13 protein-coding genes are annotated in these 14,294 nt (G+C 51.9%); 1 reads left to right on the top strand and 12 read right to left on the bottom strand.

Annotation, left to right across the window (positions count from 1 at the left end):
- The first annotated feature begins 85 nt into the window (after positions 1-85).
- A complete protein-coding gene (locus FDZ78_RS01985) occupies positions 86-397 on the top strand; it encodes a phage holin family protein (RefSeq protein ID WP_107032874.1) in 312 nt (103 codons plus the stop codon).
- An 85-nt stretch (positions 398-482) separates the two neighbouring features.
- Here the strand turns inward: FDZ78_RS01985 and asnS are convergent, their stop codons facing one another.
- The 12 genes from asnS to purE all read right to left on the bottom strand — a co-directional run bounded on the left by asnS (position 483) and on the right by purE (position 14,288).
- The gene (gene asnS, locus FDZ78_RS01990; protein WP_107032873.1) at positions 483-1,874 is read right to left on the bottom strand and encodes an asparagine--tRNA ligase; all 1,392 of its coding nucleotides are present in this window, start codon (positions 1,872-1,874) and stop codon (positions 483-485) included.
- Positions 1,875-1,898: 24 nt separating this feature from the next.
- Positions 1,899-3,464, bottom strand: coding sequence for a pseudouridine synthase (locus tag FDZ78_RS01995; RefSeq protein ID WP_136408988.1), 1,566 nt, complete (start codon positions 3,462-3,464; stop codon positions 1,899-1,901).
- 320 nt (positions 3,465-3,784) lie between these two features.
- Complete coding sequence (gene purU, locus FDZ78_RS02000) at positions 3,785-4,654, bottom strand: formyltetrahydrofolate deformylase (RefSeq protein ID WP_255575962.1); 870 nt, start codon at positions 4,652-4,654, stop codon at positions 3,785-3,787.
- A gap of 164 nt (positions 4,655-4,818) precedes the next feature.
- The gene (pulA, locus tag FDZ78_RS02005; protein WP_136408989.1) at positions 4,819-6,792 is read right to left on the bottom strand and encodes a type I pullulanase; all 1,974 of its coding nucleotides are present in this window, start codon (positions 6,790-6,792) and stop codon (positions 4,819-4,821) included.
- Positions 6,793-6,921: 129 nt separating this feature from the next.
- On the bottom strand, positions 6,922-7,800 hold the full coding sequence (locus FDZ78_RS02010; RefSeq protein WP_107032871.1) for a hypothetical protein: 879 nt from the start codon (positions 7,798-7,800) through the stop codon (positions 6,922-6,924).
- A complete protein-coding gene (gene rsmI / locus FDZ78_RS02015; RefSeq protein ID WP_107032870.1) occupies positions 7,797-8,531 on the bottom strand; it encodes a 16S rRNA (cytidine(1402)-2'-O)-methyltransferase in 735 nt (244 codons plus the stop codon). The genes FDZ78_RS02010 and rsmI overlap by 4 nt, the downstream gene beginning before the upstream one ends.
- A complete protein-coding gene (locus FDZ78_RS02020) occupies positions 8,531-9,139 on the bottom strand; it encodes a hypothetical protein (protein ID WP_123611150.1) in 609 nt (202 codons plus the stop codon). The genes rsmI and FDZ78_RS02020 overlap by 1 nt, the downstream gene beginning before the upstream one ends.
- Positions 9,126-10,538, bottom strand: coding sequence for a D-alanyl-D-alanine carboxypeptidase/D-alanyl-D-alanine-endopeptidase (dacB, locus tag FDZ78_RS02025; protein WP_136408990.1), 1,413 nt, complete (start codon positions 10,536-10,538; stop codon positions 9,126-9,128). The genes FDZ78_RS02020 and dacB overlap by 14 nt, the downstream gene beginning before the upstream one ends.
- Entirely contained in the window at positions 10,538-11,104 is a 567-nt protein-coding gene (locus FDZ78_RS02030) for a GNAT family N-acetyltransferase (RefSeq protein ID WP_136408991.1), read from the bottom strand. Before FDZ78_RS02030 ends, dacB begins: the two co-directional genes overlap by 1 nt.
- Positions 11,105-11,107: 3 nt before the next feature.
- A complete protein-coding gene (gene ribD / locus FDZ78_RS02035; RefSeq protein ID WP_136408992.1) occupies positions 11,108-12,073 on the bottom strand; it encodes a bifunctional diaminohydroxyphosphoribosylaminopyrimidine deaminase/5-amino-6-(5-phosphoribosylamino)uracil reductase RibD in 966 nt (321 codons plus the stop codon).
- A gap of 10 nt (positions 12,074-12,083) precedes the next feature.
- Positions 12,084-13,778 (bottom strand): (E)-4-hydroxy-3-methylbut-2-enyl-diphosphate synthase, encoded by a 1,695-nt coding sequence (gene ispG / locus FDZ78_RS02040; protein ID WP_107032865.1) that lies wholly within the window; start codon positions 13,776-13,778, stop codon positions 12,084-12,086.
- A gap of 3 nt (positions 13,779-13,781) precedes the next feature.
- Positions 13,782-14,288, bottom strand: a complete 507-nt coding sequence (purE, locus tag FDZ78_RS02045; RefSeq protein WP_107032864.1) for a 5-(carboxyamino)imidazole ribonucleotide mutase — start codon at positions 14,286-14,288, stop codon at positions 13,782-13,784.
- Positions 14,289-14,294: the final 6 nt, after the last annotated feature.

Raw genomic sequence — 14,294 nt, forward strand, 5'->3', positions numbered from 1 at the left:
TTATTACTGCATGACAAAACTTTTTCACTCCGCAGCCATTTATTATATATAACATTACTCACTTATAAAACTATTTGACTGTCTTATGAAATCTTTTGGCAAAGGCCTTTTCTGGATTGGCTTCATACTCCTGATGGGAGTGGTAATAGCATATATGATAACGATGTTTGTCGGAGTTGTGGCTCTCGCGTCATGGACCACCGCCGTCACATTCGGCGCGCTGATAATTGTCGGCGGAATTTTCATGCTCATAGGCCGTGCCTCAGAGCGCCGTGGCGAAATGAAGCGCTTCATCGAAAATGAGAAGAAAGATATAGCCACAGCAGAAAAAAAAGCTTCATCCGCTACTGATGAAAGTCAGGCATCAACCATCCCCACCTCTTCGCAGATGCAGTAACAGTCAGGCTCTCTACGAAACAAAACGCCGGATTCCTTCTCGGAGTCCGGCGTTTCTACTATATAAAGAAAATGATTCAGTATTATCAGAATTCAGCCTTGCCCGGAGTGCGCGGGAAAGGAATGACGTCACGGATGTTGGTCATGCCGGTAACAAAGAGCACTAGGCGTTCGAATCCGAGACCGAAGCCGGAGTGAGGCACTGAACCGAAGCGGCGGGTATCGAGATACCACCACATATCCTTCATCGGGATATCGAGTTCCTCAATGCGGGCCAGAAGCTTGTCATAATTTTCCTCGCGTTCAGAACCTCCGATGATTTCACCGATATGCGGGAAGAGCACGTCCATAGCGCGGACTGTCTTGCCGTCTTCGTTCTGCTTCATGTAGAAGGCCTTGATTTCTTTCGGATAATCTGTAAGGATCACGGGCTTCTTGAAGTGTTCTTCCACAAGATAGCGTTCGTGTTCGCTCTGAAGGTCGGTGCCCCAGTGCACAGGGAATTCGAACTTCTTGCCTGATTCCTCAAGAATCTTCACGCCCTCGCCGTAAGTCAGACGCACGAAGTCATTCTCGACCACGAACTTCAGACGCTCGATGAGATCCTTGTCATACATATCCTGAAGGAAGGTGATGTCATCAATGCAGTGTTCGAGCGCATAGTTGATGCAGTATTTCACAAACTCCTCGGCAAGATCCATGTTGTCAGTGATGTCATAGAAAGCCATTTCCGGCTCGATCATCCAGAACTCTGACAGGTGGCGCGGAGTGTTTGAATTCTCAGCGCGGAAAGTCGGGCCGAATGTGTAGATCTCACCGAGAGCGGTGGCGCCGAGCTCGCCTTCGAGCTGACCTGACACAGTCAGTGCGGTCGGCTTGCCGAAGAAATCCTGAGAATAGTCGGTCTTGCCGTCTTCAGTCTTGGGAAGGTTGTTGAGGTCAAGGGTTGTGACCTGGAACATGGCTCCGGCACCCTCACAGTCACTCGCTGTGATCAGCGGAGTGTGGAGATACTGGAATCCCCGTTCGTTAAAGAATTTGTGGATGGCGAAAGCCAGTGCGCTGCGCACTCGCAGCACGGCTCCGAACGTATTGGTGCGGGGACGCAGGTGAGCTATCTCGCGAAGGAATTCCAATGTGTGGCCCTTCTTCTGCAGGGGATAGCTTTCAACATCGGCTGTGCCGTAGACCTTAAGGCTCTCGGCCTGCACTTCGCAGGTCTGGCCTTTGCCCTGCGACTCTACAAGCATGCCTTTGACGCAGATGCTTGATCCGGTTGTGACTGGCTTGAGTTCCTCATCGCTGAACTTGGCCATGTCAAACACAATCTGTATATTTTTTATTGTAGAGCCGTCACTGAGTTGCACAAACTGCACGTGTTTGTTGCCGCGGCGGGTGCGCACCCAGCCTTTGGCTTCAACCTCGGTTCCGATCAAAGACGAATCTTTGAGCAGATCAGCTACTTTTGTTCTTTTCATTTGCAAGAGTCTGATTAGTAATGATTATTCAAACGAGCCCATTTTGAGGAAGTTTACTTCTTCCTGGGTCAGATAGCGCCAGCGACCGCGGGGCAGGTTCTTCTTGGTGAGTCCGGCGAAGTAAACGCGGTCGAGCTTGGTCACGTGATAGCCGAGGCTTTCAAAGATACGGCGCACGATGCGATTGCGTCCGGAGTGGATCTCGATACCGGCCTGGTTGCGGTCAGTGTCGGTGGCATATGAGATAGCATCGGCGTGGATAGGTCCGTCTTCAAGCTCAATGCCGTCAGCAATACGCTGCATATCCTCTTCGGCTATATCTTTGTCAGTCCAGACATGGTAGATCTTTTTCTTGACATATTTGGGGTGGGTCAGCTTGGAAGCGAGATCGCCGTCGTTGGTAAGCAGAAGCACACCGGTTGTGTTGCGGTCGAGACGGCCTACGGGGTAGATGCGTTCGTCGCAGGCTCCCTTGACGAGATCCATCACAGTCAGACGTCCGTTGGGATCATCGCTGGTGGTCACGCAGTCTTTCGGCTTGTTGAGCAGGATGTAGCACTTGCTTTCCAGTGCCACTACCTTTTCATCATATTCAACCACATCGCTGTGTGAGATCTTTGTTCCGAGTTCGGTGACAACATTGCCGTTGACCTTGATCAGACCCTGCTGGATGAATTCATCAGCTTCGCGGCGCGAGCAGAGACCTGCATTGGCCATGAACTTGTTGAGACGGATCTGTTCATTTGGATCGGGCAGCGGCATTTCATATTCTATGCGGCGGGGGCGCGGAGTGAAGCTGCGACCTCCCTGCGGCATTCCATACTGGTTCTGGCGGGGAGCCTGCTTTTTGAATCCACCCTGACGGTTGTTGTAGCCGTTCTGGTTGTTATAGCCACCCTGGCGGTTGTTGTTATAGCCGCCCTGATTGTTATAACGGTTATTGTTATAGCCGCCCTGACGATTGTTGTTGTAGCCGCCCTGACGATTGTTGTTGTAGCCGCCCTGGCGGTTGTTGTTGTAGCTGCCCTGACGGTTGTTGTTGTAGCCGCCCTGGCGGTTGTTGTTGTAGCTGCCCTGACGGTTGTTGCTGTAGCCGCCCTGGCGATTGTTGTTATAGCCGCCCTGACGATTGTTGTTGTAGCCGCCTTGATTGTTATAACGGTTATTGTTGTAACGGGGCTGATAGCCTCCGCCTGCGTTTTCGCCTTCTGATGAAGTTGCGTTCACGCTTCCTTCGGGTGAAGTCTGAGGCTCTCCTTCGAGCTGGGGATTAGCCTGCGGACGGGGCTGATAATTATTGTTGTAGCGGTTATTATTGTTGTTGTAACGGTTATAACCGCCCTGGTTGTTATTGTTGTAACGGTTGTTGTTATAGCCGCCCTGACGATTGTTGTTATAGGGACGCGGCTGATATGGACGGTTGTTGCCATAAGAGCTGTTGCCATAGGAAGACTGATGACGTTCCTGGCGTTCCTGGCCCTCATGTCCACCTTCCTGTGATGAGAAGTCACTGCGGTTTTCTACACTGTCTGAATTGATGGGGCGAACTCCGATTCGCGGGCGTTTGCTTTTCTTTTCGTTGCTGTCCATGAGTGGTTTTCTGAATTTTGGAAGTTTGAGATACAGTATGGATTAATTTTTGATCAAAGCCTCGCGGCTTATTGGTTACGGTTGTTTTTTTTTGATTTTCAGCTATGGTTCAGCTGCAAATTTAAATACTTGATAGTTGAGTGAATAGAATATCGTTATTATCGTTGATTTCCTATCGGATATTGTAATTGTGATGCCAGGCTCTCCTGCTTGGCCAACACAACTGCAAAAGTAATCATTATTTTCAATTTTTCCTATATCCTGACAATGAAAATTTTGCTATTTTTTCACGCCTTTTTCGCAGCAACGCCGAGCAGGCATCAGCTGAACACAACGGTTTTGTTGTTATATGTCAGTATTTTACGCTGTATATGCTTTTCAACGGCCCGCGAGAGCACTATTTTTTCCAGATCACGGCCTTTCTTGACAAGTTCATCGATGGTATCCTTGTGTGAGATACGGGCCACGTCCTGCTCTATGATCGGTCCGGCGTCAAGGTCGGCTGTGACATAGTGACTCGTGGCTCCGATGAGTTTCACGCCTCTCTCATAGGCCTGATGGTAAGGCTTGGCTCCTACAAAAGCCGGAAGGAAGGAATGGTGTATGTTGATGATGCGGTTAGGATATCGCCTGATGAAATCCTCTGAAAGCACCTGCATGTAACGGGCAAGCACTATGAAATCAACCTTATGCCGGTCAAGTATCACAAACTCACGTTTTTCCATTTCCTCCTTGTTGTCGCGTGTGACCGGAATGTGCTCGAACGGTATGCCGAACTGCTTTCCGGCTATAGCGAGATCAGGATGATTGCTGATGATCACAGGAATATCAACATCCCACTCGCCGGCCATATGGCGCGCGAGCATATCGTAGAGACAATGTGACATCTTGCCGACGAAGATAGCCATACGCTGCCTGCGGGTGGAGAAACTGATGCGGTAGGTCAGTTCATAGCGCCGGGCATAAAGGGTGTTGAAATATTCATCGATCTTTTCGGCCGGGATCATGAAGTTTTCAAGCTCCCACTCTACGCGCATGTAGAATATGCCGTTCTGACGGTCTACATACTGGTCGAGATAGATGATATTTCCTCTGTTTGTTGTGATGAAATCTGTTATTACAGCTATGATTCCGGGCTGATCCGGACAGTGCATACGCAGGATGGCGGTAGGTTTCTTTCTGTTATCCACGACGGTTTGCTTTTTCAGATAAGTAACTAATTTCAATATTCCGCAAATATACTCAATTTTCCACTACCCTAAAAACATCAGCATAAAAAATCCGCGCTCCGGAAGCTGAAGGCTTCTGAAGCGCGGGGCCTATATCTTGTAAAGATTGCCGGAAAAACAATCTTCTACTGCGGCAAGGCGAGTATGAGAGCCGAGCGCGGAGCCACTGTCATTCTGCCGCCCTTGCTTTCGCCAAGTCCTGAGGCGGAAATGTGGCCGTCATCAGCGATCACAAGCCACTTGCCGCGCGGAATCTTCACTTCACGGGCCTCATCGGCTCCGTTGAACACCACTTTGATCTCTTTCCACTGATCGCCGTTCGCATGGTCTTTCAGTGAATAGGAAATGAGATTCGGTTCCTTGACATTGTCAAATTTCAGATGCCTGGCCACCTGATCGGCTGTAGCCATTCTGAATGCAGGATGCTCCTTGCGCAGCTTGATCAGCTCGCGGTAATAGTCAAACTGTTCGCGGTTGACATGCTTGAGATTCCAGTCGATAGCGTTGATCGAGTCAGGCGACTTGTAGGAGTTGTGGACTCCTTTCTTATCACGGAAAATCTCTTCGCCGGCAAACATAAATGGTGTGCCCTGCGAGGTGAACACTATGGTCTGGGCCAGACGTGCCGCGCGCTGACGGTCGGCCTCGCTTGCGTCAGGCATCGACTTGCGCAGTTTGTCGGTTAGCATCAGATCGTCATGACACGAAACATAGTTGATGATCTGTGTCGGAACCGAGGCATAGGCGAATTTAGAGTTGTTGCCCTTTGAATAGTCTACCTGCGGATGGGCTGTGGCACCTACAATACCGATCTTCACAGTCTCTTCCAGTCCGGGCTTACCGGTGGCGAATCCGCGGTCAGAGGCATCGGTATAATGCCCCTTGACAGCGTCACGGATGTCATCGCTGAACACCGCCACCTGAGGCATCTTGCTGACATTCTCTTTCAAAGCGCGCTGGCTGACAGGCAGAGGCGAGTCACCTGCTGTCCAGCCTTCGCCATAGACAAAAATATCAGGATTGATCTCTTTCAGCGCGGCAGCCACCTCATTCATTGTCTCGATGTCATGAATGGCCATCAGGTCAAAGCGGAATCCGTCAATGTGATATTCCTTTGCCCAGTATTTGACAGAGTTGACAATAAAGTCGCGCATCTGCCGGCGGTCAGAAGCTGTCTCATTGCCGCAGCCCGACGCATCGCTGTAACTGCCGTCAGGACGGTGACGGTAATAGTAGCCGGGAGCGGTCAGAGAGAAATTGGAGTTGTCATTGTCGGCAGTGTGATTGTAGACCACGTCCATGATCACTCCGATGCCGTTGTCATGCAGCGACTTGACCATCTCTTTCATTTCTCGGATTCTTGCTGACGGATCGGCCGGATTGGTCGAATAGGAGCCTTCGGGCGCATTGTAGTTGTAGGGATCATAACCCCAGTTATACTGGTTGGAAGGCAGATTTGCTTCGTCGACACTGTTATAGTCGTATGACGGAAGAATATGGACATGCGTGATGCCAAGCTCTTTCAGATGGTCAATTCCGGTTGCTTCGCCGTCAGGACTGGTGGTTGACGGTTCGGTCAGAGCGAGAAATTTTCCTTTGTTGACTATACCGGATGACGGGTCGACCGAAAAATCCCGGTGGTGCATCTCATAGATGACGGCATCGTTGATATGTGCGATGGCCGGGCCCTTGTCGCTCTCCCACCCTTCCGGATCAGTGGCGGCAAAATCGATCACCGCCGCACGGTGGCCGTTGGTACCGACAGCCTTGGCCCAGACTCCGGGAGTTTCGTCAAGCCACTTGCCGTTGTCGAGAATCGAGAAGGTGTAGAATGAGCCGTAGAGCTGACGCGGCACTGCCGCAACCCAAGTTCCACCCTCGCCGCGGGTCATGTCAATAGTATCCACAGCTTGTGTGTTTCGGTCACTGTCATAGAGAATCACTCTTGCCGCCTGAGCTTTAGGCGACCACAGACGCCAGTGTGTTCCCTTGCTGTCCACTGTCAGTTCAAGATCCTCACCGGAATAGGTGGGATAAGTCTGAAAGACTGCATCGGGGTTCTCTGCCTTTGTGGCTACGGATGCGCTTAATGCGAGCATTGTCAGATAGATTGATCTTTGATGCATTGGATTGAATGATATGGTATTAAAATGAAAAGAATCGGGAGCGCGAACTCCCGATAGGTAAGTATGTATATAATGATATTTTTTATCAATCCGAGCCGGTCATCAGTCAACCTCGATCACCAGGAAGTCTGAAAGCTGCCAGAATTTTGCTGGATCTGAAATTCTTATTACTTTCTGACCATTGACGTCAACGATCGTGTAGGAACCCTTGGGCTGAGAGGTGAGCACTTTGGCCTTCTTGCTGTGAGTGGGGATCTCGGCGAGGGTGCGACGGTCACCGGCGGTGAAATAGCTCATGTCGAAATTGCCTTCCATCACTTTGGTCTTGCGGAGGAAACCGGACTGAAGAATCTTCTTTTCTTTAAGTTCCTTACCGGTTCCAATGGCATAATATACAGTGTTGAGTTCGTTGGTAGCGGCATTGGCAGCTTCCTGCGCGGCTTCTTTCTGCTCGCGTTCTGCTGTCAGACCGGTGTTGAGCGAGTCAACGTCGCTGTTCAGATGAGTCACCTGATTGTTAAGTTCTTCAATTCGGATGTTGGCGCTCGCAAGCTGATTTGTCAGAGTGGCGATTTCAGTCTGCTGCTCGGCCATCTGCGCTTTCAGATTTGCGATTGTACGTTTGAGAGTGCTGCTCTCACCGCCGTTGTCGGCAAGTTTCTTTTCGAGTTCGGCAAGACGTTCGCGACGCTCCTGAAGAGCTTTCTGTATGGCGATCATGTCATTCTTGATCTGGTCTCTGCGTGACACCGATTCACCGAGTGAGCCGGGAGTCGAGATGATCTTTTCGAGATCTTTGATCTGATTCATGCCGTCTGAAATGTCATTGACAAGAACCAGAAGACTGTCTTGGGTGGCAAGCGTCTCACAAAGATCGCCTTTCAGCTGTTCATTCTGAGCTTCGGCTTCACGAAGTTTACCTCCGTTACAGGCGCTGAGTATTGCAGTAGCAATAACTGCCAAGGTTGCAAGCTTTTTCATAAATCTGTTGTTGAATGTGAGTTTTGTCTATATTTATTCTTATGTACCTTAGGTGCCTTATCATCCCGTGCACCTACGATTATAACAATTTCTCCTCGCGGAATGTTTTCTGTGAAGTAATTCTTCAGTTCGTCGAGCGTTCCGTTGACGGTGGTGTTATGCAGTTTCGAGATCTCACGGCTGACAGAAGCCTCTCGCTCTCCGCCACAAGCCACTGCAAGCTGCTCAAGTGTCTTCACAAGCCTCAGCGGCGATTCATAGATGATTGAGGTGCAGTCACTGGCGGCGATTTTCTCCAGCCTTGTCTGACGGCCCTTTTTCGGCGGTAGAAATCCCTCGAATGTGAATCGGTCTGTAGGAAGCCCTGAATTTACGAGCGCTGGCACAAAAGCCGTGGCACCCGGCAGGGTTTCCACCTCGATTCCATCGCGCCGGCACTCACGTGTCAGCAGAAATCCCGGATCACTGATGCCCGGAGTGCCGGCATCCGAGATCAGCGCAACTGTCTCTCCGGCAAGAAGCTGGTCAATGATCGGCCTTACTGTGGCATGTTCGTTGAACTTATGATGGCTCGAACAGGGGGTGGTGATTTCGAAATGGCGCAGAAGCACTGCCGAAGTCCTTGTGTCCTCGGCATAGATGCGGTCACAGCTCTTAAGCACCTCGATGGCTCTCGGTGTCATATCGGCCATATTACCGACCGGGGTAGGAACTATATAGAGTCTGCCCATCAGAAATGTTTTGCGACTATAGCCATGAATTCCTTGACCTCTTCCTTTTCTGAATCCCAGCAGAGATCGTTGTAGAAATATTCCTCGGCTTCATCCATATCGGCCATCGAGCCTATCACTTCAAGTGTCTCCTTGAACTCCTCGTTTGAGTTGCGGAAAAGTTCACGGCAGAAACGGAAGCGGTCATTCAGAGTGAAAGCCTTTGAAATATCAGCCGCACGTTCGCGGGCAAGTTTTTCGTCAAGAGTCAGTCCTGACGGCGCCTCATCGGCATCGGCCTTTTCTTCAGCCTCGGCGCTTTCCGCTATTTCAGATTCCGGAGTCCGGACATCGGCATCCTCATGGCTGACAGCCGCTGTCTCGGCGGGAATCTCAGCCTCGGCTTCGGCCTCCTGCTCCTCAACCGCGGCATCGGCATCGGCTGCCGGAGCGTCACAGACTACCGCGGCATCGCAGGCTGCAAGCGCATCGGCAAGCAGCTTTGCCTTGCCGGCAAGCAGCTCTTTCATTTCAGACGGAGTCTCGTCGCCGCGGTTGATCCGGAGCAACAGCAATCCCTCTATCTCGTAGGCCAGGTTCAGCAGGCCGGTCATATCATTGTTCATCATTCGGATTTTCAGTTATAGTCTCTTCCTCTGAAAGATTTTCAGACTGCAAACTTACGTCAAATTTTTCTAATAACAATCTCTCTATGTCATTTTTTAACGCCGCACGGCTGCAACGGAAATTGTTGACCATAAAAATTATCACATGGGTCGGATGGCCGTTTTCATCAAAAAGATAGCCCGCATAGCTCTGCACTCCTCTCATCGAACCGGTCTTCATGGCCACGCGCCCTTCCAGAGAGGTCCCCAAAAGGAAATTGCGCATCGTGCCGTCATATCCGGCACGAGGGAAGAGCGAACTGTAGTCACCGCCGAAAGAATCTGTGATCATATACTGATAGATTCCGGCAAGGAAACGCGCTGTCAGACGGTTGTCACGCGAGAGTCCGCTGCCGTCCTTGATCACTACGCCGTGAGGGCTGATTCCTGACAGAGACCACACCGCCATCTCTTCCTTTATGGCATCCTCGCGGGTGCCCCCAGGGGTGATGGCCCGCAGAATCCCTTCTGCCATAAGATTGTCTGACCGGAACATCAGGCTGCGCATGATTTCTCCGAGGCTCGGCGAATGATGTTCATAGACAGTCCATGAGTCCTGAGAAGAGGCGGTCTTGTTGCCTCCGATTTCAATCCCGCTGTCAAGCAACACGGTCACTATCTCATGGCGCATGGCTTTCCACGGATTGGGCATGGAGAACACGTCGTTGAGTCCGCGACGCTGATTCCCGCTGACAATGAAGGTCTCGGATCCGTCCTTGCGGTCTATCTTGACCCTGCGGCGCTTTGGATTCGTATAGGAGAATTTCAGATCAGGCACAAAAGGCTCAGTCTCTTTCGAGGGCAGACGCAGTCTGAATCTGTTGTCGCGGAAATTGGCTCCCTGGAGTCTGGCTCCATATGGCCACGGTATGTCCTCGTCCATCCATCCCGGAGGAGTAGTGGCATCTGGAAAATCGGAGGAGTCAATTATGACATCGCCGGTGACGGATGTGACGCCAAGCCGGCGCAGACCGGCGGCAATGCTGTCGGCAAAGCCCTGGGATGACGGCAGAAACTGTGATTCGATTGTCGGATCACCGCAGACTCTGACCACGATATTGCCTGAAAGCACTCCGTCACTGATGCTTCCATCGGCCACCACGGGTGTGATGAAACATTCGCTCGTATCAGCAAGGTTCAGCATCGACCCTACGGTCACTGACTTCATGACTGACGCCGGAATCAGTGACCTGTCTACGTTTTCCGAAACTATATCCGCGCCGAAACGCAGATCGCGGATAAGGATTGCGGTGTTGACTGAGTCAATGCCGCTGACACGCAGCGGAAAGGCAGAGGCCGAGACAGCCCCGCTCAGAAAAATAACGGCGGTGACCGCTATGCGGCAAATTTTCTTGATTACCATCAGCCTTTGAATTGCATATGGTCCATCATGACGTAACAGAACGGACGCTCTCCTACCGCGCGGAAACCTACACGCTCGTATAGACGGCGCGCACGGTGATTGTCTTTGTCAACCAGCAGTCCGGCCGGCTTGCCTGCGTCAGCCGCTCTCTCCACAGCTCCCTTAATCAGCATCGCGGCTATGCCTTGCCCGCGGTATTCGGGAAGCACTGCCAGTGTGTCAAGATAAAATTCATCAGCATCAGTCTCATCTTCGACATCATCAAGGTTCTTGTCAAGGACAGTCTTGACAAGCTCAAAAAACGGCTTGCGCAGTTCGGCGAGCTGAGCCCCGTCATAGGACACTATGACTCCTACAGCCTTTCCGTCATCATCGGCTGCCACAAGTGTATTGAGATAGCTGTACTGGCTGTCATCTCTTTCAGCCAGCGTGGTGAACAGGCGTTCCACATCTGCAAGCGTTCTGTTTTCGCCTGCAAGGTTCTCACATATTTCCGCTCCCACTGCATCCATTATTGAACGGGCTATCAGAGGTGCGTCAGCCTTTCTGGCCTTTATTATTTCCATTTTCTAATTTCTATATGTTATGATTCGATGACCGTCAACAGTCTCACTGTCTATAACAAACGGGAGTCGGATAAGATCGGGTGCTTTCACACGGCCATTGATACACTCCGGCGAGATTTCCACCCTGATTTCATCCCAGAGGTCCTCTTTCATGAACGATTCGAGCACCTGGGCTCCGCCTTCCACAAGGACTGATGTGATTCCCTTACGGTAAAGTTCCGACATGGCGTCTCCGAGCGATCCATAATCCGACATCATGATCACCGGGATATCACCTTTGAATATTCCGGCTTCAGGTCCGACGCGCCTGCGCCTGTCAAGCACTACCTTGACCGGCGATTTTCCGGCATAGAGACGAGTTGAGAGCGACGGATTGTCGGCAAGCACTGTCCCGCTCCCCACAAGGATGGCATCATGCGTGGCCCGAAGTTTGTGCACGAGCATAGAGGTGAGCGGTGTTGAGATTTTTCCGTCGATAAAACCGTCGCGGCTCTGCGCCCATTTGAGGGTGATGAACGGACGCTGTTTCTCATGAGCGGTCATGAACCTGAGGTTCAAAGCACGGCATTCGTCTTCAAGGACTCCAGTGACCACCTCAATCCCGGCTGCTTTCATCCGCGCTATACCCCTGCCTGATACCTTGGCAAATGGATCGGCCGTACCGACCACCACCCGCGGTATGCCATGCTCTATTATCATGTCGGCGCAAGGCGGCGTCTTGCCATAGTGGGAGCAAGGTTCGAGAGTGACATACATAGTAGAGTCCAGCAGACTCTCCCTGTCTCTGACAGAGGCCACGGCATTGACCTCGGCATGACCTTCGCCACAACGGCGGTGCCATCCCTCGCCTATGATCCGCCCGTCACGCCCCACGATGACCGCTCCGACCATCGGGTTGGGCGATGCGTCAAGCAGACCGTGACGCGCGAGATCGAGTGCCCGGCGCATATATTTTTCGTTTATCTCCATCCGCAGTTTTTTATCGCACCGGGCCTGACGGTTCAACCCAGTCACCATTGGCCTTGATAAGGCTGACAAGGTGGCTGATAGCCTCTTCGGCAGGAATATTTTTTTCAATACACTCTTTCCCTTTGTAGAGACTTATCTTACCGGCGGCGGCACCTACATATCCATAGTCGGCGTCGGCCATCTCGCCCGGACCGTTGACTATACAGCCCATGACTCCGATTTTCAATCCCTTGAGATGCGAGGTAGCGGCTTTGATTTCTCGCAGTGTGGACTGTAGATCGTAGAGCGTACGGCCACAGCCGGGACATGATATGAATTCGGTCTTCGAGATTCTCAGTCTGGTGGCCTGAAGTATATTCAGAGCAAGCGCTGTCAGCCGCTCGCGGCTTTCGCCGGAGGCTTTGATCCAGACTCCGTCGGCAAAACCGGCAAGCAGCAGCGAACCGAATTCAACCGATGCTGCAATTGTGCGCTCCTGCTCACTGAGCCCGGTGTAATCCCGACAGACAATCACCGGATTTTCCACCCCCTCGCTCTTCAGCACGGTAAGGAATGCCCTGAGGTGGCCAAGCGCGTTGGAGACTTCGGAACCGAGCACTACCACGCGGTCAGAATCAGCCTTAAGCTCCTCAATCAGCTCAGGTGCGATTCCGTCTTCAGCCTTGAGCGCCAAGGCTCCGGATAATGAATCGGGGTCAATATCAAGGCCAACAACCTGCGGAAGTCTGTCAGTCCAGCGGCTTTTGCGCCGTGAAGGTTTATAGCTGTCATAATCCTCTCCGACAGTGACTGCCGCGACTTCCGGTCCGGAAGAAAGCGAAGCGATGAACTTGACGATGCCGGTTGCCGGTTCGATCTCACATTCCGGTTCCTCGCTGAGCGATACACGGATTGTGTCACCGATGCCTTCGGCAAGCAGACTACCGATGCCGACGGCTGATTTTATGCGTCCGTCCTCGGCATCACCGGCCTCTGTCACTCCAAGGTGAAGCGGGAAGTGCATGTCCTCCCTGGCCATCGCATCGACAAGACGGCGCACGGTCTCGACCATCACGCAGACATTCGATGCCTTTATCGAGATAACCACATCACGGAAGTCGTGGCGCAGACAGACACGCAGAAATTCAAGAGCACTTTCCACCATTCCGGCCGGCGTATCGCCGTAGCGGCTCATGATGCGGTCTGAAAGTGATCCGTGGTTGACACCGATGCGCAAGGCGGTGGAATGTTCCCTACATATGTCGAGGAGCGGAACCAGCCCTTCCTCTATCTTTTCGATCTCGGCTGAATATTCCTCATCGGTATAGTCGATCTTTTTGAATACACGGCCAGGATCAACGAAATTGCCTGGATTGATGCGCACTTTTTCAACCCGTGAGGCTGCGGCAAACGCAGCCCGCGGATTGAAATGTATATCGGCAACAAGTGGCACCGAGCAGCCGTCGGCCCGGAGTCTGGCTGAAATTTCAGCCAGATTTTCAGCCTCACGGACTCCCTGGGCTGTCAGACGCACTATCTCTGCTCCGGCATCAGCTATCCGCTTGATCTGAGCCACGGAACCGTCGGTATCCATAGTGCTTGTCGATGTCATTGACTGAAGGCGCACGGGATTGTCGCCTCCAATAGTGACATTCCCGACTTTCACTGGCCAGGTGGCTCTCCGCCGATAGTTGAAATCAAGTGTCTTTGATTTGCTTTCTGTCATCTGTCAGTCGACCTTAAAGTCATATTTAACATCCTTGAGTTCCTCGTTGGCCTTGACGATCTTCTTTGAAAGGGTCGCGCGGTAAGCTTCATAGCGTTCGGCAAGTGCAGGATCGGAAAGAGCGAGAATCTGCACGGCTGTGATGGCAGCATTCATGCCGGCATTGATCCCGACTGTTGCCACTGAGATGCCCGGAGGCATCTGGACTATCGAATAAAGTGCGTCCATGCCGCTGAGAGTCGAATTGATAGGAATGCCGATCACGGGCAGCGGTGTCATCGCCGCGATCACTCCCGGCAGCGCGGCTGCCATGCCTGCGGCGGCTATGATGACTTTGATGCCTCTTTCCTGCGCTCCGTGGGCGAAACTTTCAACTTCCGACGGTGTGCGGTGGGCCGACAGTGCGTTCATTTCAAACGGCACCTCCATCTGGTTGAGGAAATCGGCGGCTTTCTTGAGGATGGGAAGATCACTGGTGCTTCCCATTATTATACTTACGATCGGTTTCATGATATG

It is taken from the genome of Duncaniella sp. B8, from assembly GCF_005304985.1.
In the GTDB taxonomy this organism is placed as follows: Bacteria; Bacteroidota; Bacteroidia; order Bacteroidales; family Muribaculaceae; genus Duncaniella; species Duncaniella muris.